At 72.2% G+C, this 21,363-nt stretch carries 18 protein-coding genes; 8 read left to right on the top strand and 10 right to left on the bottom strand.

All coding sequences use genetic code 11. The features are described from left to right. The first annotated feature begins 98 nt into the window (after window positions 1–98). The 4 genes from ABGB14_RS11120 to ABGB14_RS11105 are packed head-to-tail and all read left to right on the top strand — an operon-like array spanning window position 99 to window position 4,212. Window positions 99–1,016, top strand: a complete 918-nt coding sequence (locus ABGB14_RS11120; RefSeq protein WP_347643510.1) for an SDR family oxidoreductase — start codon at window positions 99–101, stop codon at window positions 1,014–1,016. Continuing rightward, window positions 1,013–1,891: an amidohydrolase family protein gene (locus ABGB14_RS11115; RefSeq protein ID WP_347643509.1), complete on the top strand. Its 879-nt coding sequence runs from the start codon at window positions 1,013–1,015 to the stop codon at window positions 1,889–1,891. The genes ABGB14_RS11120 and ABGB14_RS11115 overlap by 4 nt, the downstream gene beginning before the upstream one ends. 13 nt (window positions 1,892–1,904) lie before the next feature. Further along, on the top strand, window positions 1,905–2,357 hold the full coding sequence (locus ABGB14_RS11110; RefSeq protein WP_347643508.1) for a MaoC family dehydratase: 453 nt from the start codon (window positions 1,905–1,907) through the stop codon (window positions 2,355–2,357). A 19-nt stretch (window positions 2,358–2,376) separates the two neighbouring features. Further along, window positions 2,377–4,212: an acyl-CoA dehydrogenase gene (locus tag ABGB14_RS11105; RefSeq protein WP_347643507.1), complete on the top strand. Its 1,836-nt coding sequence runs from the start codon at window positions 2,377–2,379 to the stop codon at window positions 4,210–4,212. 28 nt (window positions 4,213–4,240) lie between these two features. Here the strand turns inward: ABGB14_RS11105 and ABGB14_RS11100 are convergent, their stop codons facing one another. Genes ABGB14_RS11100 through ABGB14_RS11085 form a run of 4 tightly spaced genes read right to left on the bottom strand, consistent with a single transcriptional unit; the run spans window position 4,241 to window position 7,963 of the window. Next, window positions 4,241–5,416 (bottom strand): FAD-dependent oxidoreductase, encoded by a 1,176-nt coding sequence (locus tag ABGB14_RS11100; RefSeq protein WP_347643506.1) that lies wholly within the window; start codon window positions 5,414–5,416, stop codon window positions 4,241–4,243. Window positions 5,417–5,433: 17 nt separating this feature from the next. Beyond that, window positions 5,434–6,027: a maleylpyruvate isomerase family mycothiol-dependent enzyme gene (locus ABGB14_RS11095; protein ID WP_347643505.1), complete on the bottom strand. Its 594-nt coding sequence runs from the start codon at window positions 6,025–6,027 to the stop codon at window positions 5,434–5,436. Beyond that, window positions 6,024–6,848 carry a fumarylacetoacetate hydrolase family protein gene (locus ABGB14_RS11090; RefSeq protein WP_347643504.1) on the bottom strand — a complete coding sequence of 275 codons (825 nt, stop codon included), beginning with the start codon at window positions 6,846–6,848 and terminating at the stop codon, window positions 6,024–6,026. The genes ABGB14_RS11095 and ABGB14_RS11090 overlap by 4 nt, the downstream gene beginning before the upstream one ends. Continuing rightward, window positions 6,845–7,963 carry a cupin domain-containing protein gene (locus ABGB14_RS11085; RefSeq protein ID WP_347643503.1) on the bottom strand — a complete coding sequence of 373 codons (1,119 nt, stop codon included), beginning with the start codon at window positions 7,961–7,963 and terminating at the stop codon, window positions 6,845–6,847. Before ABGB14_RS11085 ends, ABGB14_RS11090 begins: the two co-directional genes overlap by 4 nt. An 81-nt stretch (window positions 7,964–8,044) precedes the next feature. On the opposite strand from ABGB14_RS11085, the gene ABGB14_RS11080 reads away from it, so the two are divergent. Next, on the top strand, window positions 8,045–8,752 hold the full coding sequence (locus ABGB14_RS11080) for an IclR family transcriptional regulator (RefSeq protein ID WP_347643502.1): 708 nt from the start codon (window positions 8,045–8,047) through the stop codon (window positions 8,750–8,752). Between the two features lie 18 nt (window positions 8,753–8,770). Here ABGB14_RS11080 and ABGB14_RS11075 read toward each other — a convergent pair whose 3' ends face one another. Continuing rightward, window positions 8,771–10,261 (bottom strand): MFS transporter, encoded by a 1,491-nt coding sequence (locus ABGB14_RS11075; protein WP_347643501.1) that lies wholly within the window; start codon window positions 10,259–10,261, stop codon window positions 8,771–8,773. 59 nt (window positions 10,262–10,320) lie between these two features. Between ABGB14_RS11075 and ABGB14_RS11070 the strand changes: the two genes are divergently transcribed. Beyond that, window positions 10,321–12,504, top strand: a complete 2,184-nt coding sequence (locus ABGB14_RS11070; RefSeq protein ID WP_347643500.1) for a BTAD domain-containing putative transcriptional regulator — start codon at window positions 10,321–10,323, stop codon at window positions 12,502–12,504. On the opposite strand, the gene ABGB14_RS11065 is transcribed toward ABGB14_RS11070, so the two are convergent. Further along, window positions 12,424–13,266, bottom strand: coding sequence for a LysR family transcriptional regulator (locus ABGB14_RS11065; RefSeq protein ID WP_347643499.1), 843 nt, complete (start codon window positions 13,264–13,266; stop codon window positions 12,424–12,426). The genes ABGB14_RS11070 and ABGB14_RS11065 overlap by 81 nt on opposite strands. 72 nt (window positions 13,267–13,338) lie before the next feature. Between ABGB14_RS11065 and ABGB14_RS11060 the strand changes: the two genes are divergently transcribed. Continuing rightward, a complete protein-coding gene (locus ABGB14_RS11060) occupies window positions 13,339–14,574 on the top strand; it encodes an MFS transporter (protein WP_347643498.1) in 1,236 nt (411 codons plus the stop codon). A 316-nt stretch (window positions 14,575–14,890) separates the two neighbouring features. Here the strand turns inward: ABGB14_RS11060 and ABGB14_RS11055 are convergent, their stop codons facing one another. From ABGB14_RS11055 to ABGB14_RS11040, 4 genes are all read right to left on the bottom strand, one after another. Further along, window positions 14,891–15,478 carry a Pr6Pr family membrane protein gene (locus tag ABGB14_RS11055; protein ID WP_347643497.1) on the bottom strand — a complete coding sequence of 196 codons (588 nt, stop codon included), beginning with the start codon at window positions 15,476–15,478 and terminating at the stop codon, window positions 14,891–14,893. Beyond that, window positions 15,475–15,822 (bottom strand): DUF2809 domain-containing protein, encoded by a 348-nt coding sequence (locus ABGB14_RS11050; RefSeq protein WP_347643496.1) that lies wholly within the window; start codon window positions 15,820–15,822, stop codon window positions 15,475–15,477. The genes ABGB14_RS11055 and ABGB14_RS11050 overlap by 4 nt, the downstream gene beginning before the upstream one ends. A gap of 113 nt (window positions 15,823–15,935) precedes the next feature. Continuing rightward, the gene (locus ABGB14_RS11045) at window positions 15,936–17,135 is read right to left on the bottom strand and encodes a VCBS repeat domain-containing M23 family metallopeptidase (protein ID WP_347643495.1); all 1,200 of its coding nucleotides are present in this window, start codon (window positions 17,133–17,135) and stop codon (window positions 15,936–15,938) included. Window positions 17,136–17,213: 78 nt separating this feature from the next. Further along, entirely contained in the window at window positions 17,214–20,207 is a 2,994-nt protein-coding gene (locus tag ABGB14_RS11040; RefSeq protein WP_347643494.1) for a BTAD domain-containing putative transcriptional regulator, read from the bottom strand. Window positions 20,208–20,346: 139 nt separating this feature from the next. On the opposite strand from ABGB14_RS11040, the gene ABGB14_RS11035 reads away from it, so the two are divergent. Further along, complete coding sequence (locus ABGB14_RS11035) at window positions 20,347–21,348, top strand: winged helix-turn-helix domain-containing protein (protein WP_347643493.1); 1,002 nt, start codon at window positions 20,347–20,349, stop codon at window positions 21,346–21,348. Window positions 21,349–21,363: the final 15 nt, after the last annotated feature.

Genomic DNA, 21,363 nt, shown 5'->3' with positions numbered 1-21,363 from the left:
AGTCAATGATCGAAAACTTCAATCATTGACATTATCATTCATTTCCGCGTACGGTCCAGCCCAGACCCAACGAGACCAGCGACAACGGGAGCGAGCCAATGGCCGACCTGAGAGGAAAAGTGGCCGTGGTCACCGGCGCCGGACGCGGGCTGGGACTGGCCTACGCCAGGGACCTGGCGGCCGCGGGAGCGCACGTGGTGGTCAACGACATCGACGAGGCGGCGGCCGGGGCCGTGGCGGAGTCGATCACCCGGGCCGGCGGCAGCGCCGTCGCCCAGGCCGCCGCGGTCGGCACCGGCGAAGCCGCCCAGGCGCTCGTCGACCGCGCCGTCTCCGCCTTCGGGCGGCTCGACGTCATGGTCGCCAACGCCGGGGTCCTGCGCGACACGGTGTTGTGGAAGATGAGCGACGAGGACTTCGACACCGTCGTCCACGTCCACCTCCGCGGCACCTTCACCTGCGCCCGCGCGGCGGCCGTACGCATGCGGGAGCAGGGCGACGGAGGGCGCATCATCTGTGTCGGATCGCCGACCGGCCAGCGCGGCACCTTCGGCCAGACCAACTACGCCGCGGCCAAGGCCGGCATCGTCGGCATGGTCCGCACGTGGGCCATGGAACTCGCCCGGGCCGCCATCACCGTCAACGCCGTCATCCCGGTGGCCGCCACCGAGATGACCAGGACGGTGCCCTTCCTGCGTACGCACATCGAGGCGCTGGACCGGGGCGGGAAACTGTCGCCCTTCGCGCGCCGCGCCCTCGCCCTGGGCACGCCCGAGGACGCCGCCGGCGTGGTGACGTTCCTCGCCTCCGACGCCGCGGCCGGCATCACCGGGCAGGCCATCGGCGTCGGCGGCGACCGGGTCAGCCTCTGGTCCCATCCCAGCCAGGTCGCCAGCGCGTTCGCCGACGACGGCTGGAGCGCCGACGCGCTGGCCGAGACCTGGCCGACGACCTTCGGCCCGCACGTCCAGTCCGTAGGGGAGCCGGTCCCCCAGCCCGAGGAGCGGCGCGCATGACACAGCGGATCAGGCTCGCCTCGCTCACCGCCGTGGACACGCATGTGCACGTGGAGGTGGACGACGACGGCCATCCCTCACTCGGCGGCGACCTGATGGAGGCCTCCGCGGCCTACTTCCGATCGGACCACCGCACGCCGACGGTGGACGAGATCGCCCAGACCTACCGCGAGCGCCACATGGCCGCGGTCGTCTTCACCGTCGACCACCACCGGGCCACCGGCCACCCGCCCATCAGCAACGAGTACGTGGCCGAGGCGGCGGCGCGGCACCCCGACGTGCTCATCCCCTTCGCCAGCATCGACCCCCTCCGCGGCAGAGCGGGCGTCGCCGCCGCCGCGCGCCTGGTCGGCGAGCACGGCATCCGCGGCTTCAAGTTCCACCCCAGCCTGCAGGGCTTCGACCCGACCGACCCCGCGGTCTTCCCGCTGTACGAGGCCATCGCCGCACTCGGTGTCCCGGCCGTCTTCCACACCGGCCAGACCGGGATCGGAGCCGGACTCCCCGGAGGCGGCGGCATCCGGCTCGGCCTGTCCAACCCGATGCTCCTCGACGAGGTCGCCGCCGCCTTCCCCGATCTCCAGATCGTGCTGGCGCACCCGTCGTTCCCCTGGCAGGACGAGGCCCTGGCGGTCGCCACCCACAAGTCCAACGTGTGGATCGACCTGTCGGGCTGGTCGCCCAAGTATTTCCCGCCCAACCTCGTCCGCTACGCGAACTCGCTGCTGAAGGACAAGGTGCTCTTCGGCTCGGACTTCCCCCTCATCACCCCGGACCGGTGGATCGCCGACTTCGACCGGCTCGACATCAAGCCCGAGGTCCGTCCCAAGATCCTCAAGGAGAACGCGGGCCGGCTGCTCGGCCTGCCGCAGTGATCGGAGATCCTCCATGACCAGAACCGTCACCGTCGCCGAACTCCCCGGCCTCGCCGGGCAGGACCTCGGATACAGCCCGTATCGAACCGTCGACCAGAAACGCATCGACGGCTTCGCCGAATCGACGGACGACCGGCAGTGGATCCACGTCGATCCCGTCGCGGCCGCCGCCGGCCCCTTCGGCACCACCATCGCCCACGGCTACCTGACCCTGTCGCTGGTCATCCCGCTCTGGGGCGACCTGCTCGACGTCCGGGACGCCACCACCAAGGTGAACTACGGGCTCGACAAGGTCCGCTTCCCCGCCCCCGTGCCGGTGGACGCCCGGATCCGGCTGCACGCCCGGGTCGCCGAGGCCACCGGGATCGCCGGCGGCGTGCAACTCGTGCTGGACGTGACCATCCACGCCGACGGGGTGGACAAACCCGTCTGCGTGGCCCGGCCGGTCTTCCGCTACTACCGCTGACCGCCGGAAGGGCGAGCTGATGAGCCACTACCGAAGCAATGTCCGCGACATCGAGTTCAACCTGTTCGAGATGCTGGGCATCGACCGATTCCTCGGCTCCGCCCTCTTTCCCGACCTGGATCACGAGGCCTGCCGGCACGTCCTCTCGGAGGTGGCGCGGCTGGCCGAAGGGCCGCTGGCCGCCTCGTTCTCGGATGCCGACCGCAATCCTCCCGTCTTCTCCCCCGAGTCCGGCTCCGTCACGGTGCCGGACTCGCTGAAGAAGGCGTACGCGGCCTTGCGCGCCGCGGAATGGTGGCGGCTTGAGGCGCCGCCGGAGCTGGGCGGCGTGGCCGCCCCTCGCACGCTGGTCTGGGCGGTGGCCGAGTTGATCCTCGGGTCCAACCCGGCGGCCCATCTGTACGGCACCGGGGTGCCCTTCGCCGGCGTCGTCCACCGCGAGGGCACGCAGGAACAGCGCAGGATCGCCGCGCACATGATCGAGCGAGGCTGGGGCTCCACCATGGCCCTCACCGAAGCGGACGCCGGTTCGGACGTCGGCGCCGGCCGTACGAAGGCCGTGCGGCAGGACGACGGCACCTGGCACATCGAAGGGGTCAAACGCTTCATCACCTCCGGCGACCACGACCTCACCGAGAACATCGTGCACCTCGTGCTGGCCCGCCCGGAGGGGGCCACGGCGGCCGGCACGAAGGGGCTGTCGCTCTTCATCGTGCCGAAGCTCCTGTTCGACCTGCGGACCGGCGAGCCGCTCGGCCGCAACGGCGTGCAGGTGAGCAACCTCGAACGCAAGATGGGGATCAAGGCCTCCACCACCTGTGAGCTCCGGTTCGGCGAGCGGGAGCCCGCCGTCGGCTATCTGCTCGGCGACACGCACGACGGCATCGCCCAGATGTTCCACGTGATCGAGCACACCCGGATGCTGGTCGGCGTGAAGGCCGTCGCGACCTTGTCGACGGGCTACCTGCACGCGCTGGACCACGCCCGGACCCGGATGCAGTCGGCGGACCTCACCCGGCTGGGTGACAGGTCCGCCCCCCAGGTGGCCATCATCAGCCATCCTGACGTGCGCCGCAGCCTCATGCTGAACAAGGCCTACGCCGAAGGACTGCGGGCGCTGGTCCTCTACACCGCGGGCTGGCAGGACAAGGTGGCGGCCGGCGAGCACGCGGGCTCCGACGTCGGCACGGCCAGGGCGGTCAACGCGCTCCTGCTGCCGATCGTCAAGGGCGTCGGCTCGGAGCGCTCGTACGAGCAGCTCGCCCACGCCCTGCAGACCCTCGGCGGCTCCGGCTACCTCCAGGACTACCCCCTGGAGCAGTACGTGCGCGACACGAAGGTCGACACCCTGTACGAGGGCACCACCGCGATCCAGGGCCAGGACCTGTTCTTCCGAAAGATCGCGAGGGACGGCCGGCGGGCGCTCGACGCCGTCCTGACCGAGATCGGCGACTTCCTGCAATCCCTGGCCGGCGACGACCGGCTGCGGCGCGAGCGTGCGGCCGTCTCGCGGGCCAGGGACGCCGTCACGGGCATGGCCGACGCGATGCTCGGCCACGCCCGGCGCAGCAGCGAGGACCCGCGCGAACGCTACAAGGCCGGCCAGAACACCACCCGCCTGCTCATGTGCGCGGGTGACCTCATGGTCGGCTACCTGCTCCTGCGGCAGGCCGACACGGCCCACCGCCGGCTGGACCAGGGCCACCTCTCCCCCGCCGACCGCGCCTTCTACCGGGGGAAGACAGCCGTCGCGCGGTTCTTCGCGCTCACCGTGCTTCCGCTGCTGGACGCCCACCGCGCCATCGTCGAGGCCACGGACAACGACCTGATGGACGTCCCGGAAGCGGCGTTCTGACCGCGAGACAGCCCCCTGGCCCGCCGCCCTACGCGCGCACGGCGTACAGATCGTCGATGTGGGTGTAGTCGCGGGGGTCACGGCGGCGGAACAGCTCGTTGCGCAGCAGCCTGCCGACGCCGTCCACATGCCACATCTCACCCCACGTCCTGGCCGTCTCCTGAATCCAGGCGGTGCGCGTGGTCCGCGCGGCCTCGTAGCGTTGGAGCGCCTCCGTCCAGCGGTCCCGTCCGGCCGCGGCCAGCTCGGCGGTCAGGTGGTGGGCGTCCTCGATCGCCTGGCAGGCGCCCTGAGCCAGATACTGCAGCATGGGATGGGCCGCGTCCCCGGTCAGCACGACGCGGCCGTCCGTCCAGTTGGCGATCGGCAGCCGGTCGTACATCGGCCAGCGTCGGTCGCGCCACAACGACGTCAAACCCTCGCGAACGCCGGGAGAGCAGCGCGCGAAGGCCGCATCCAGCTCCTCGGGCCCGCCCCAGTCCCTTTCTCCCCGCTCGTAGGCGGGAGAGCGGAAGACGGCGACGGTGTTGAAGATCTCGCCCCGGCGCAGCGGGTACTGGACGAGGTGGCAGCCGGGTCCGACGTGCACGACCACGTCGGAGGCCGTCTCGGGATCCAGCTCGCGGCCGAGCCGTTCGACCGGGATGGCGCCGCGGTAGGCGACGTAACCCGAGCAGACAGGCCGGTCGTCGCTGAAGCGCGCCCGCAGCCGCGAGTGCAGCCCGTCGGCCACGATCACCAGGCGTGCCCGGTGCCGGCCGAGGGAACTGCGGACCACGGCCGCGTCCGGCCCGTCCACGACGTCGTGGACCTCACAACCCGGCACCATCTCGACCCCGGCGCGCTCGCAGGCGCGGGCCAGGATGTCGAGCAGGTCGCTGCGGTGGATGACGACGTACGGCGCGTGGTAGCGGCCGGTGAAGTCCTCGTCCAGAGCGAGGTGGGTCAGTGCGGAGCCGTCGAGGGCGTCCTTGAACTGCAGCCTCCGGGGTGTCACCCCGGCCGCCAGCACCTCGTCGAGGAGGCCCCACCCGGCGAGGACGCGGGTGGCGTTGGGCGCCATCTGCAGGCCCGCGCCGACCTCGGCGAACTCGGCCGCCCGTTCCATGACCCGGACCGTGAACCCGGCCGACGCCAGGGCGAAGGCGTTGGCGAGCCCGCCGATGCCGCCTCCGGCCACCACGACGTCCGTGGGAGCGTCCATCGTTTCCTTCCCTTCGTCTACAGCCACGGCCCGAGAGCGGGCGGCTGCGCGTTCCTGCCGGTCAACCAGGCCGCCAGGCCGGCGGCCGCCTCGCCGCTCCTGCGGGCGTGCGTGTCCATGGCGTCCGCCACCAGCGCGGCGTTGACCTCTTCCGGCAGGTCGGCGAAGCCGACGCCGTGGTCCAGGTCCACGGCGTGCACGGTGACCTCGCGGGTGCGCATCCAGACGATCTCGGCCGCCGGGACGATGCGGCCCCTGGCCGTCACCACGAGGGCGTTCCACGCCTGCTCGGGCAGCCGGTCCATGTCGGCGGCCAGGTCGTGCGCCGACTGCGCGACCAGTGCGCGCAGGGTGCGGGCGGGCAACGTCGAGGCGGACTCGATCTCCTCGGCCCGCTGACGGGCGCCGGCGTACATGCGCCGTTCGACGCCGGTGGCGGCCCAGCTCAGCAACCGGCGCAGCGCCTCGGCGTTGCCGTGGACGTGGGCGACGACGTGCCGCCGGTTCCAGCCGGGCAGCGCCGACGGCTCGGAGAGCTGGGCGTCGTCGAGGCGATCAACGGTGCGCAGGAACATCTCGGTGCCCAGGTCCATCCATGCGCGCGAGCTCATGCCGTCCTCGCGGTGTTCTCCAGGCGGCCGACGCCCTCGACCTCCGTCACCAGGGTGACGCCGTCGCTCAGGTAGCGCGCGGGCGTGCGGGCGTGGCCGACCCCGCCGGGAGTGCCCGTGGCGATGACGTCGCCAGGGCGCAGGGTCACGATCGTGGAGGCGTATCGGACCAGGTCCACGGGCCCGAAGACCAGGTCGGCGGTGTCGGCCAGCTGCATCCGCTCGCCGTCCACGAGGCAGCGGATCGGCAGCGCAGGGCGCACGCCGCCAGGCAGCTCGTCGGGTGTGACCAGCACGGGGCCGAGCGGCGTGGTGCCCTCGAACGTCTTGCCCTGCAACCACTCCTTGGTGCGGAACTGCCAGTCGCGCATGGTGACGTCGTTCATGACGGTGAACCCGGCGATGGCGGCCGCCGCCTCCTCCGGCGAAGCCCGGCGCACCGTGGCGCCGATCACCAGGGCCAGCTCGGCCTCCCAGTCGACGGCCGAGGACTCCGGCGCGAGCTGGATGTCGTCGCGCGGGCCGATCAGGGCCTCGGCGAACTTGGCGAACAACGTGGGATGGTCCGGCAGCTCCCGGCCCATCTCCAGGATGTGCGTACGGTAGTTGAGCCCGACGCACAGGATCTTGCCCGGCCGCGGGACGACGGGCGCGAGGTCGCCGGCCCGCAGGACCGGCCCGTCGGCACGGGCGGCCAGCTCGGGCCAGTCGTCTTTGGCCAGCAGGGCTCCCACGTCGGGCAGCCCGAGATCCACGTACCCGTCGCCGGTGAGCGTGGCCGCGCGGGTGCCCCCGGCGGTGCGGACGGTGGCGAGTCTCATGGCCGGCCCCCCTCGGTCTGGACGCGGTGCAGGTGCAGCCGCTCGAAGATCGGTGTGTCGCTGAACCTGAACAGGTCCAGGCCGTGCTCGGTGGTCAGCGTCAGCGGCTGCCACGACGGCACCACGAACAGGTCGCCGCGCTCGACGCGCCAGGTGTGCTCGGCCACGGCGATCTCGCCTGTGCCCTCGAACACCTGGTAGACCGACGATCCGGCCTCTCGCGTGGCGGCGGTGTCGGTGCCCGGCGCGAGCCGGTGGAAGTCGGTGCGCAACGTCGGCATGACGTCGCCGCCCGTGGCCGGGTTGACGTAGCGTACGGCGGCGTGGCCGGGCTCGATCGTGGCCCGGCAGCCCTCGGCCTCCAGGGCGAGCTGCTCGTTCAGCGCGCGGTCGGTGTGCTCCCAGCGATAGGCCAGCAACGGGGTGGCGGGCGCCGGCTGGAGGTGCGTGAGGGGCCGCAGCCCGGGGTGCCCCCACAGGCGCTCGGAGCGGGAGCGGTCGGGCGCCTCGCGGGTCTCCACCTCGTCGGGGCCGAACTCGAAGAACGTCGCTTCCGCGAAATGCTGGAACGGGATGTCCAGGCCGTCGATCCAGGCCATCGGCCGGTCGGTGACGTTGTGGTGGCCGTGCCAGTGCCAGCCGGCCTGGGGCAGGAAGTCTCCGCGGCGCATCGCGACCGGGTCGCCGTCCACCACCGTCCAGACGCCCTCGCCTTCCACGACGAAGCGGAAGGCGTTCTGGGTGTGCCGGTGCACGGGGGCGTCCTCGCCCGGGTTGAGGTACTGGATCGCCGCCCACAGCGTCGGGGTGGCGAACGGCCGGCCGCCGAGCCCGGGGTTGGCCAGCGCGATGGCCCGTCGCTCGCCGCCGCGGCCCACCGGCACCAGCTCGCCCGCCTGCTCGGCCATCGGCAACAGCCGGTTCCACCGCCACAGGTGCGGCACGGCCCTCGATCGGGGGGAAAGCGGCATCAGGTCACCGATCTGCGTCCACAGCGGGATCAGCAGCTCCGACTCGAAGCCGCGGTACAGGGCCTCCAGCGCCGGTGTGCGCTCGGGCTGGTCCTCGGCGTCGGTCGCGACGATGGGCACCGCCGGTGGATCAATGGTGGTCATGAAACCACCCTGCACTATTTTCCGTTCTCCAGATAAACTCTTTCTGCCATGAGGAATAAGCCGCCATACGCGCTCTCATCCGTGGACCACGCGCTCCACCTCGCCGCGCTGCTGCAGCAGGAAGGCCCCATGCGGGTGACCGACGCCGCGGAACGGCTCGGCGTGGCGGTCTCCACCGCCCACCGGCTCCTGGCCATGCTGGTCTACCGGGACTTCGCCGAGCAGGGGCCCGACCGGCGCTACCGGCCTGGCAAGGTGCTGCGCCCGGCCGCCGCCTCCGCCGCGCCCGTCACCCTGCTGCGCGAGATCTGCCAGCCGGAGCTGCGCGCCCTGGTGGAACGGACCCGGGAGTCGGCCAACCTCATGGTCCCCGCAGGCACGGAGGTGCGCTTCATCTCCACCGTGGAGTCCCCGCAGATCCTGCGGGTGGGCGACCGGGTGGGGCGCTCGCTGCCGGCGCACCGCGTGTCGGGCGGCAGGACGATCCTGGCCGCGCTGCCCGAGGAGCAACTGGACGCCCTCTACAGCGAGGACGACAGCGTCGACCTTCCCCGCCTGCGCCGCGAGCTGGCACTGGTGCGCGAGCGCGGCTTCGCCATCAACGACCAGCTCACCGAGACCGGTCTGACGGCCGTCGGCATGGCCATCAAGGACGCGGACGGTCTGCCCGTGGCCGCGCTGTCGCTCGCCCTGCCGACCGCCCGCTTCGACCGCGAACGGCTTCCGGGCTGGGTCGGCGCGCTGTCGTCGGCCGTGGCCAAGGTCGAGGCGGCCCTGCCCGCCCGGTGACCGGCCCGACCCTGCTGGCTAGTGACGGCCGTCCTGGCCGATCGGGCGGAGGTGCCGGAGCAGCGTCAGGGAGACCACGGCCAGGCCGAGTGCCAGCACCGCGCTGATGGCCGCGACGACGAACAAGCCTTGGGCGAAGGCGGCCCGGGCCTCCGCCACGAGAGCCGCGGCCGGCCCCGGCGGCAGGCCCGCGGCGGCGTCGAGCGCCTCATTGAGCGAGGAGCCCGCCTGCGGCAAGGTGACCCGGCTGCCGTAGACGGCCGTGCCGACGCTGCCGAGCAGCGCGACGCCGAGGGCGATCCCCAGTTCGCCGCCGCTCTCCGCCAGGGCGGAGGCGGACCCGGCCCGCTCCCGCGGCGCGGACCCGACGATGAGGTCGAGTCCCAGCGCGCCGACGGGAGCCATGCCGAGGAAGGCGACCGTGACGCCGGCGACCAGCGTGAGGAGGCCGTCGCCCGCCACCACCACGGCGAATCCGGCGGCTGCCACCACCAGCCCCACCCCCACGACCGTCCCCGGCCGGAACGCCCCGGCGATGGCAGGGGCGGCGAGCGAACCGCCCACCAGCCCCAGAGCGGGGACGGCCATCCAGAGCCCGGCCGCCATGGGCGAGAGTCCTTCGACGAGTTGCAGGTGCTGGCTGACGAACAGGTAGACGCCGCCCTGGATCACCATGGAGAGCGCGAGGATGAGCAGGGCCGCCCTGAACGAGCGGTCGGCGAACAGGCCCGTGTCCATCAGCGGCTCGGCCAGCCGGCGCTGCCGCCGCACGAACGCCACGCCGGACACGAGGCCGGCCGCGAGCACGGCGTAGGCCATCGTCTGGGCGGGGTCGTCGGCCAACTCCTTCAGGCCGTGGACGACCGGCAGGATCGTGGCCAGCGACAGCGCGACGCTGGCCAGGTCGAGCCGGCCGGAGCCCTCGGGCGCGGTCTCCGGCAGCAGGATCAGGCCGCCCGCCACGACCAGGACCATGATGGGGACTCCCATCAGGAACACCGATCCCCACCAGAAGGTCTCCAGCAGCGATCCGGCGATCACCGGCCCGGCCGCGGCCCCGCCCATGAAGCAGGCGGTGAACACGCCGATGGCCATGGCCCGCTGCCTGGCCTCGGTGAACAACCCCGTCACCAGCGCCAGAGCCGACGGCCCCATGGCCGCGCCCGCGACGCCCAGCAGCACGCGCGCGGCGATCAGCATCGTCGTGGAGGTGGAGTAGGCGGCCAGGGCGGAGACGGCGCCGAACACGACCGCGCCGATCAACAGCAGCTTCCGCCGGCCGATCCGGTCGCCGAGCCATCCCATGGTGATCATGAAACCGGCGATCATGAAGCCGTACACGTCGGTGATCCACAGCAGCTCGGTGGCGCTGGGACCCAGGTCGGCGGCCAGGTGAGGAAGGGCGAGCACAAGAACCGTGTTGTCCACGGCGAGCAAGAGCGTGGCCAGGGCGAGGACGGACAGTCCGAGCCAGGCGCGCGCCCCGGCGCGGGCAGCGGTGATCGTCATGTGTTCAGCCTCGGGGACAGGCGTTATGGTTTGTTTCTGGCCTGTTTAGGGTGAGGTTCATGCACTTCGCCGTACTTGGCCCGCTCGAGGTGATCGCAGCTGACGGCTGCTCGGTCAGGGTTCCCGAGCGCAAGGTGCGGGCGCTGCTGGCCGGTCTGCTCGCCCACAACGGGCGGGTCGTGCCGGCGGAACGGCTGATCGAGAGCCTGTGGGGTCCGGAGCCACCGGGCAAGCCGCTGGGCGCGCTGCGCGCCAAGGTGTCGCAGCTGCGCCGGGCGCTCGACGAGGCGGAGCCGGGAGCCCGGGAGCTGGTCGTCACCCGGCCGACCGGCTTCTCGATCGACGGCGACACCGACGTGCGCCGCTTCCAGGAAGCGGCCGGCCGTGCCCGGTCCTCCGACGATCCGGGCGAGCGGGCCGCGCTGCTGGCCGAGGCGCTGGAATGGTGGCGCGGCCCGGCCTACGCCGACTTCGACGACCTGCCCGGCGAACCGCTCGTCCGCGGGGCCGCGGATCTGCTGGAGGAGCAGCGGCTTGCCGTACTCGAAGACTATGCGGAGGTACGGCTGGCACTCGGCCAGGACGCTTCGCTGGTCGGCGAGCTGGCCGGGCTGGCCGCGCAGCACCCGCTGAGGGAACGCTTCCACGGGCTGCTGATGCGCGCCCTCTACCGCTCCGAACGGCAGGCCGAAGCGCTGAAGGTCTACCAGGCGCTCCGCGAGCGCATGCGCGACGAGCTGGGCCTCGACCCGGGCCCCGAGCTCGCCGCCCTGCACCAGGCGATCCTGGAGCAGCGGCCCGGCCTGCGCCGCCCGCCGGTCCCTCCGGCTCCCGCGCCCGGCCGGCTGCCCGAGCCGCTCACCGGCCTCGTGGGCCGGGACGAGGCGCTGGCCGAGCTGGTCACCCTGCCCGGCACGGCCCGGCTCGTGACGCTCACCGGCACCGCCGGGGTGGGCAAGAGCCGCCTGGCGCTGGAGGCCGCCCGGCGGCTGGCCGGCGACTTCCCCGACGGCGTGTACTGGGTGGATCTGCTGGCTGTGGCATCGGACGTGGCCGAGGCGATCGAGGCGGCGCTCGGCCCGCGCGACAACGGCGGGGCTGGCCTCCCGGGCGAGCGGATCGCGTCCGCCTTCGGCAGCCGCCGGGCGCTGCTGGTCCTCGACAACTGCGAGCACGTGGTCGAGCCCGTGGCCAAGCTCGCCGAGCTGCTGCTGCGCGCCGGCTCCGGACCCCGGGTCGTCGCCACCAGCAGGGAGCCGCTCGGCGTGGCAGGCGAGGTCGTGCGGGAGGTCGCACCGCTGGACGCCGCCGCCGCGGCGCTGCTGTTCTCCGCCCGCGCCGCCGACGCGGGGCGGGGTCCGGCGGTGTCGGCCGCGGACGCCGCCGCCGTCGAGGTGATCTGCCGCCGCCTCGACGGCATCCCGCTGGCGCTGGAGCTGGCCGCGGCCCGGGTGCCGGCGCTGGGGGTGAAGGCCCTGGCCGAGCGGCTCGACGACCGGTTCCCTCTGCTGTCGGCCGGACGCCGGGCCGGCCCCGCGCACCAGCGCACTCTCAAGGCGGCGATCGACTGGAGCTGGGAACTGCTGACCGAGCCGGAGCGCGTCGTCCTCCGCCGCCTGTCGGTGCAGATCGGAGGGTGCACGCTGGGTGCGGCGGAACGGGTCTGCGCGGTGCCCCTGCCCGTCCCCGGCGGTCCGCCCGGCGACGCCGCGCCGGCAACGCGGGCCGTCCTCGGTCCTGACATCGACCCGGCCGACGTCGCCGGCCTTCTGGCCCGCCTGGTGGACCGCTCCCTCGTCGTGCGGTCGGAGGGCAGGTACCGGCTGCTGGAGTCCGTGGCGATCTACGCGCTGGAGCGGCTGCGCGAGGCCGGCGAGCACGACCTCGTCCTGCGGTGGTACGCCACCTACTACACGCAGCTCGCCGAGTGCGCCGAGTCGTACCAGGCCGGGCCCGCGCGACACCGCTGGATACGGCGGCTGGACGCCGAGACCGCCAACCTGCACGGAGCGCTGGAGGCGGCCGTGCGGCTGGGTGACACGCGGCTGGCCACGCGGCTCACCGGCTCGCTCGGCTGGTACCGGGCTCAGGCCGGCCGGGCCTGGGCGGGGCCGTCGGAGGCGGGGCCGCCGCATGGTGGCCGGCCCAGGGAGGCAGGCGGGTCAGATCATCCGCCGCAGGGCGGTCTCCACGGCGTCGACGAGCGCATCGCCTTCGGTACGGGGGTGGCGGGCGAGGCCTAGTTCGACGTCCGGCAGGGCGGGCAGCGCGGCCGGGTCGTGGCAGGCCATGGCCGGCTCCAGGTTGGCCGGCAGGACCGCCGCGACGCCGAGCCCTGCCCGTAGCGCCGCGAGCACTCCGGCGAGGCTGTTGCTCTCGAACGCCACCCGCCAGGGACGCCCCAAGCCCTCCATCGCCTCCAGCACCGACGTCCGCCAGGCGCACGTGTTGGAGAACAGCACCACCGGCAGCGGATCGGCGTCGACGGCGACGCCCTGCCCGACCGCCCAGACCAGCGGCAGGCGCACCGTCCAGCGCGGCGGCCAGGGAAGGTCGGGAACCTCGTCGAGCACGAGTTGCACCCGGCCCGTGTCGTACGCCTCCCGCATCGCCGCCGTGGAGAGGCTGAGCACCTCCAGCGTCGCGTCGGGGTGCAGCCGAGCGAGGTCGGCGAGTGCCTGAGGAAGGCGGCCGGCGGTGAGATCTTCGTGGAGCCCCACCCCGCAGTGCCCGGTGAGCGCGCGTCCCGTCTCTGCGAGCGCCTGGGCCGACAGCGCGAGGATGCGCTCGGCGTAGGGCAGGAGCTCCTCGCCCACCCGGGTCGGCGAGACTCCGGACGGCGCCCGGTGCAGCAGCGGACTGCCGACAGCCCTTTCGAGCTTGCGCAACTGCTGGCTGAGCCCGGGCTGTGTGCGGCCGAGCGCCGCCGCCGCACGGCTGATGCTGCCCGCGCGAACGGTGGTGACGAACGAGCGCAGCAGCGCGGTCTCCAGATCAGGCGCCATAAGCATTCATTATGCCTGGTCCAACAGATTGACGGCTTCCTATGGCCTGCCGGGTGACCTACCGTCGCAACGGTGACCAGATTCCGGCAGGTGCTCGCGGTGCCGGGCATGACGCCGCTGCTGAGCATCTCCCTGCTCGCCCGCACCGCGATCACAGCTGACGCGATGGCACTGACGATGTACGTCGTCATCGCCCTCGACCTCAGTTACGCGGCGGCCGGAGCGGTGGTGGCGGCGCTCACCGCCGGGGTCGCACTGGGCGGGCCGCTGGTGGGCAGGGTGATCGACCGGCGGGGCCTGCGTACCGTGCTGGTGGTCACGATCGCGGCCCAGCTGGTGTTCTGGGCGACCGTTCCCGTGCTGCCGTACGTGATCCTGCTGGGCGCCTCCTTCGCCGCCGGCCTGCTGATGGTGCCGATCCAGTCGGTCACCAGGCAGGCGATCGCCGCGATGACGGCGGCGGAGCAGCGGCGGCCGGCGTACGCGCTGGAGTCGGTGGTCGGCGAGCTGTCGTACATGGTCGGGCCGGCGGTGGTGATCGTGTGCGCGGCGGAGACGTCGCCCGGCGTGGTGGCGTGGGGCGTGGGCGCCGCGATCGTCGCCGGCGGGGCCGTGATCGCCCTGCTCGACCCGCCGCTGCGAACAGAGGACGAGGCAGCCGGCGAGGCGGCGGGCCGGCCCCGGCGGCGGGAGTGGCTCGGAGCCCGCATGGTCGCCGTCCTGACGATGGGATTCGGCGTCGCGATGTTGCTCAGCGGCGTCGACCTGGCCATCGTCGCCACTCTGCGAGAAGCCGGTCAGGTCTCGTGGGCGGCCGTGGTCATCGCCGTGTTCGGGGTGACGTCCGTCGTGGGCGGTCTGGTCTACGGAGCGCTGCCCCGGCCGATGCCCACCTGGCTGCTGCTCGGCCTCCTCGGGCTGGCGACGATCCCGGCCGGGCTCGCCCATGACTGGCCCTGGTTGTGCGTGGCCGTCATCGGCGCCGGGCTGCTCACCGCACCGACTCTCTCCACGGTCGCCGACGCGGTGAGCCGGCTGGCGCCCGCCGGCGTGCGAGGCGAGGCGACCGGCCTGCACTCCTCGGCGGCGAGCGCGGGGTTCGCGCTCGGTTCACCGGTCGTGGGAGTGGCGATCGACGCGTCCGTGCCGGCGGGCGGCTTCGCCGCGGCCGGCCTGGCCGGCCTGCTCGCCGCGCTGGTGGGATACCTGCTCCTGCGCCGCTCATCCACCACCACCCCCTCTCCGCCGTCTCCACCGCCCTCGTCACAGGCGCCAGGGCCCTGCGACGCCGTCGCGCCGGCCCCGTGAACCGCATCGCCGGCACGAAACCCGACGCCGGCCAGCCGGTCAAACGTTGGTCCGGGCTCGCCGGCGGGCTCGCGCCCAGCCTCCTGTCCGGGCTCGCGTTCGGGGTCGCGTCCATGCTCGTTCTCGGGCCCGTGGCCGGGCTGGTGACGGGGCTCCTGATCGGGCTTCCGAGCGGGGTCGCATTCGGGCTCGCGCGAGGGCTCATGGCCTGGGCCGAGCAACCCGCTCCGACGTCCTTCAGCACTCCCACCTCCAGCTGGCGACCGGACCCTCACCCTCCTGCGAGGGATTCTGGTCCGGTTCGCCGGCGCGCGGGTCAATCGTCCGCCGGTTCGTGCGTGACCCGGCGGACGCCGAGCAGTACGTAGCCCAGCGTCACGAAGACGGCCAGCGCGGCCAGGGCCGCCGAGGCGACCGTCGGCCAGCCCAGTCGCTCCACGTCCAGGAACGGGTAGACGTAGCGGCGGGGGAGGTTGGGGGCGGCGAGCAGCACGAAGGCGCCGTACAGGAGCGGGAAGCCCAGCCACGCGAACGGCGCCGACCAGCGCGACCGGCGCGACCGGTCAAAAGCGACCCAGTCGACCAGCGCCATGACGGGCGTCACGTAGTGCAGCAGGAAGTTGCCCAGCCCGCGCACGCCGCCGTCCAGCAGCGCCAGCGGGTTCGCCAGGTCGCGCGAGACGTAGTTGACCAGGCAGGTGACCAGAAGGTACAGGGTCACCGCGCCTTTGACGTCGGCGGAGGCCGGCCTCCTGCGGTCGTTGACCAGCCGCCAGGCATAGTAGAGCGCGAGCATGACGTTGCTCTGCACCGTGAAATAGGCCCACGGGCGGCCGACCGACGCCGCCAGGCTCGCCAGGCCCGCGATGGCGGCCGTGACCAGCAGGATGCGCCACGCCGTCATCCGGTCCTCCTCAGCCAGAGCGTGTGCGCGGCCCACGCCGCCGCGGCGCCGACCGCGTACCAGAAGAGATCGGGCGGGTTGAATGTGCTGCCCAGCAGCGGCCGCAGCACGGCCGGGATCTCCCCGAGCTGGGCGAACTCGATCAGCCAGCTCGCGCCGGTCGACACCCCCGCCGCCACCCAGGGCTTCACTCTGGGAAGGGCCAGCGTCACGAGCGTGTAGATCAGCACGGTGTAGAGGGCGTCGCCGGCGTACTTCGGCACGGGGCCGTCGAACAGGGCCCGCACCCCCAACCCGGCCGCGACCGTCAGGACGGCTGCGCCGAGAACCAGCAGGCGGGGCATCCGATCACATTAGCGCCGAAAGCACCTACGGGGCATCCACGTTCAGCTCGCGCGACGGGCGTCGCCCCGTCAACCCCGTCGAGCAGGCGCTCCGGCATGGGGACCCCGCGGGATCAACGCAGATGCCTGACGGAGTCCCAGCCCGAGCCGACCTGGTAGCCGTTGCCGAAGGGCGCCTTGGGCGACACCCTGAAGTTGTTGCCGAAATACTGCAACGACCCATCCGACTTCACCGCAAGAACGTCCGCGAACCCGTCACCGTTGACATCAGCAGAGCTGACGTGTTTCATCCCGGCCCACCCCGAACCGACCTGATAACCACTCCCGAAAGGCGCCCTCGGCGACACCCTGAAGTTGTTACCGAAATACTGCAACGACCCATCCGACTTCACCGCAAGAACGTCCGCGAACCCGTCACCGTTGACATCACCAACGGCCACATGCTTCACCTCCGCCCACCCGGAACCGACCTGATAGCCATTGCCGAAAGGCGCCGTGGGGGAGGACTTGATGTTGTTGCCGTAGTAGTGGAGCGTGCCGTCGGCCTTGACCGCGAGGATGTCGGCGAAGCCGTCGCCGTTGACGTCGCCGATCGCGGCGTGTTTCATCGTGGCCCAGCCCGCCCCGACATTCCTGCTGTCGCCGTACGGGGCCTGGCGCGAGCTGTTGAAGTTGTTGGGGAAGTAGTGGAGCGACCCGTCGGCCTTGACAGCGAGCAGGTCGGCGTAGCCGTCGCCGCTCACGTCGGGAATACGGTTGCTGCCGGCGCCGCAGTTGCGGCTGACGACGTTACGGTAGGTCTGCCCGTTCTTACTGCCGTACGGCACACCGTTGAAGACGGTCTGCACCCGCTCGTCGCCTGGCGCGCCCATACCGGTCTTGCCGTCGCCGTTCTTGTCGAACCACGTCTCGAAGTGCAGGTGAGGGGTGTTGCCGTTGGAGCCGGTGCCGCCGACCGCGCCGAGCGGATCCCCCTGTTGCACCCGGTCGCCCACCTCGACCGAGCGGTACTTGAGGTGCAGGTAGGCGGTGAACCAGCCGCCCCCGTGATCGATCTTCAGCATGTGGCCACCGCCCTTGCCGAAGTACGACTTGATCACGGTGCCGGCGGCGGGTGCGATGAGCTTGGCGCCATCGGTCGCGCTCTGCGGCTCCTTCACCATGTCGAGCGCCGGGTAGTGGCCCCAGGTGTCGAAGCGCCATTTCTCCCCGCAGAGGAACGGCATCTGGAAGTCGGGACGGGCGCCGGCCTCGGCGGGCGCGGCGATCGCGCAGGCCGCCAGGACACCGACGATGAGTAAGAACTTTCGCATGGCACGGGAACGTAGTGACGCCCTGTCATAGATCCGGCATAAGGATGAAGGACAGAGTCGGGAGGAACCGAGGCCCCGTCAAGCGTCGTGACCGGCCAGCAGCGGGTCACCTCGTCCGGCATGTCCCCGAGAGCGGAGCCGGGCGGGGACGCCCGCGCTGATGTCGGGGTTCACGGCCCCGATGACGGCCAGCAGCTCGCGGGCCCGCGCCTGGGCGGACGCCGCCGAGGCCTTGGCGCCGCGCTCGCTGTGCACCTCGGCTAGCTGGTGCAGTGCGCGCGCCTCCCAGATGGGGGAGTCGATCGAGATCGCAAGCCGGTGCGCCCGGCCGAGCCGGTGCAGCGCGATCTCGTGCTCGCCTCGCGCCCTGCTGGCCGCGCCGAGCGCCAGCCACGCCTTGGCCTCGACCAGCGGCTCGTCCACGGCGTTCGCCAGCTCGATGGCCTGACGGAGAAATTCTTCACCGATGGCGTGCCGACCCCGCTCGATCTCGAGGTACCCGAGACCGTAGCGGGCGAACGCCTCGCCCCGCAGGTCGCCGAGGCCCTCCACTGTGCTGAGCAGGTCGGTGAACGCCTGCTCGGCCTCGTCGAGCCGGTCGGAGCCGAGCAGCAGTTCGCCGATCCGGTAGACGACCTCAGGATGGGCGCGCCGGTCCAGCGCCATGCTCGCGGTGAGCGCCTCGTGTAGGTAGGGGCGGGCCGAGTCGAGGTGGCCGACGTCCATGAGGAGCTGCCCGAGCAGCCTGAGCACGAGGATCTCCGCACCCGCGTCGCCCACCTCGCGGATCGCGCGCAGCGCGGTCTCGCACTGCTCGATCGCCTCGCCGTACAGGCCCTTCATGCCCGCTGTGAAGGCCGCCACCGCGCGCGCGAGCGCCCAGCCGTGCCGGTCATCGCAGCGCTCGAACAGACGCAGAGCCTCCGTGACGGCTGCGGTAGCCGGTCCGTAACGGTGCCGGTACGCCTCCAGCAGGCCCATCCCGGTGAGCAGGGCGGCCGAGCCTCGTATGTTGCCCGCCGCGCGCGTGGCGAGGAGCGCGACTCGATGTGTCTCCTCCCAGTCGTCATAGTGGCCGCGGGTCTGGAACAGCGATACCGCGGTCACGGCCAGGTCCCAGCAGAGCTCGTCGAGGCCGAGCGCGGCGGCCTGGCGGACGGCGGCCACGATGTTCGCGCGTTCGATCTCGTACCAGGACAAAGGGTCGGTGTCGACGATGTCCATGCCAGGGGGGTTCCAGCGGGGAGCCGCTCCGTGCACGACGGTGTAGTCGCCGCCCTGGGTCGCGCGGTGCGCCCGGTCCACCAGCGCCAACCAGCCGCCCAGCACCCGTGTGACGTCCGCCTGGCTGACTTCGCGGGCGTAGATGCGGACCAGGTCGTGGAGGCGGTAGCGCATGTCCCCGGCTACCTGGAGCAACTGGGAGTCGACCAGGCTGTCGACGAGGTCTTGCGTGCCGTTCGCGGCCAGGGCCACCCAGCCGGGGATCTCAGAGGTGTCGGCCTGGGCGAGGGCGGACAGCAACCGGAGAGCGGCGGGGTCCAGGCCCTCGGTGGACAGCGCGATGCTGCTGCGGACCTCCAAGTCACCGTGCGCGAGCTCGTCGAGCCTGCGGCGTTCGTCTCTGAGCCGCTCCACCATGTGGCCGACCCGCCAGTGTGGCCGGCTGGCGAGCCTGGCACCGGCGATCCTGAGGGCCAGCGGGAGGTTTCCGCAGAGCCGGGCGAGCTGGGCGGTGGCCTCCGGCTCCGCCTGCAGCCGGTCGGCCCCTGCGACGCTGTTCAGGAATCGTACGGACTGGGCAGGCTCCAGCTCCGCCAGCTCCACCCGGCCCGCAACGGGCAGACCGGCCAGCCGCGACCTGGCGGTGATCAGCACCCCGCACCCCGCGTCACCTGGGAGAAGGGGACGTACCTGGGCTTCGTCGAGCGCGTCGTCCAGAACCACCAGCACCCGCCGCCCTGCGATGCGCTCCCTGAACCTGGCCGCCCGCTCCTCCACGCCTCCCGGCAGGTCCTGCACCGGTTCGCCCAGGGCCCGCAGGAAGTTCGCGAGCACCTCTCCTGGCTCCACCCGCCGGTCAGGGAGGGCGCGCAGCCGGGCGAAGAGCTGACCGCCGGAGAAGCGCTCACATATGCGGTGCGCGACGTGCACGGCAAGCGTGGTCTTGCCTACCCCCGCCTTGCCCGTGACGATCGCGACCGGCACCACGGCGGCCGTGGACTCCGGCAGCAGGACCGCCGCCAGCTCTGATGTCGTTGTCTCACGCCCGGTGAAGTCCGGCACGTCGGTGGGAAGCTGTCTCGGGCAGGGTTCCGCACGCAGGTCGAGGGCGGGGTCATCGGTGAGGATGGCCTGCTCCATTCCCTTCAGCCGCGGGCCTGGCTCGAGACCGAGCTCATCCGTGAACGCCGCACGCGCCTCGCGGTAGACGGTCAGCGCCTCCGCCTTGGCCCCGCACCGGTAGAGGGCGAGCATGCGCAGCGCCCACAGGGGCTCCCTGAGCGGCTGCTCGTCGGTAAGCGCGGCCAGCTCGGCCACCAGCTCTCGGTGGCGGCCGAGCCGCAGCTCAAGCTCCAGGCACTCCTCGAGCACAGCCCTGCGGCCGTCGTCGATGGCGGCCACCTCGGCCTCGACACCGACGAAGTCGACCCCGGACAGGAGCGGCCCCTGCCACAGCGCCAGCCCGCGTCGCAGTGACGTGGCGGCGTCCCGGTCCCTGCCCTGCGCCGCCGCCTGGCGGCCCGCCTCCACGTGCGCGACCCATTCCAGCAGGTCGAGCGTGTCGGGTCCGGCCTCCAGGAGGTAGCCGCCGGGCATGGTTCTGATCACGTCGGGGCAGCCGGCCGCGGCCAGCGCCCTGCGCAGCCGCCCCACCGTGTTCCGGATCTGGCGCGCCGGTGACGGGACCGGCCCGGAGAAGCAGAACTCGACCAGACGCTCCACGGTCACCGTGTCGTTGGCACGCAGCAACATGAGCGCGAGCAGCCCGCGCTGGCGGTGCCCGAGATGGAGCACCTTCCCGTCCACGGTGGCCCTGACCTGCCCGAGAAGCTGGAATCTTAACGCCATGCGCGCCCACCCTTTTACCCACTTCGCCCCCGTTGGCCGATAATCGTCCTCCAAGGCCCCACGGCGGGTCCAGGCATTGCAGTCCTGGCTTAAAAGCCCAGCTTGACCGGGATGAACAGCGGGAAGGTGGCCACGATCGATGTTACGGATCCTTTTCACCAGCGAAGACCTCGCCCGTACGCGAGTCGCGACAGCCGATCCGCTGTGGGAGATCGCGCTCAGCATGTTCCGGCTGGCGGGGCGCAGAGGTAAAGGAGCGTTCGCCACGTGGCGCCGCCGGACCCGCCAAGAGCTGGCCAGGTCGGACAACCTGGCCACCGTGCGGTGCGTCCTGGGCCCGCTCTTCCCCACTCATTCGTCGTACTTTCCCGACTTCCTCACGCCACCCGCCGGCGTGCACGGGCTGGACGCGGGGGTCGACGCCGTGCTGAGCACGCCGCGCCCGCTGCTGCGCAGGGAACTGGACAAGCTGGCGAGGCGGACGGGCACGCCGTCATGGGCGTGGGGCCTGGCCGACGGCCGCATGGACGCCTTCCATGACCTGCGCGACGGGCTTCGCGGCTACTTCGATGCCGCCATCGCTCCCTACTGGGTCGAGATCCAGGCGATGGTGGACGCCGATCGGGCCAGGCGCGGGCGCGCGTACCTGGACGGCGGGGTCGGCCGCATGCTGGCGAGCTTCAGCCCGGTCATCCGGTGGCGGCCACCCGTACTGAGCATGGACCACCCGGTCCACCGGGACGTGCACCTCGACGGGCGCGGGCTGGTGCTGATTCCGTCGTACTTCTGCTGGGGCGCGCCCGTGGCGCTGGCCGACCCGGAGCTACCGCAGGTGCTGGTATACCCGATCGAGCGGGACCGCCCGCCGGCCACGCCGAGGAAGCCGTCCGAGAGCCCCAACGCTCGGCTGCTCGGCCCCACCAGGGCCGCCATACTGAAATCCACCGTCGCGGGGGTGACCACGGGAGAGCTGGCCCGCCACCATGGGATCTCACCCTCCGGCGTGAGCCAGCACACCCAGGTGCTGCGCGAGGCGGGGCTCATCGTCAGCCGCAGGTCCGGCGGAAACGTGGTCCACACCGTCACGCCCCTCGGCGCGGCCCTGCTGGCCGGCGGCCGGATGGATGCAGCGCTGGCGTGAGAGGTCAGCCACGCG

It is taken from the genome of Nonomuraea sp. B10E15, from assembly GCF_039871615.1.
Classification (GTDB): Bacteria; Actinomycetota; Actinomycetes; order Streptosporangiales; family Streptosporangiaceae; genus Nonomuraea.
This window is presented reverse-complemented; position numbering and strand designations above follow the sequence as displayed.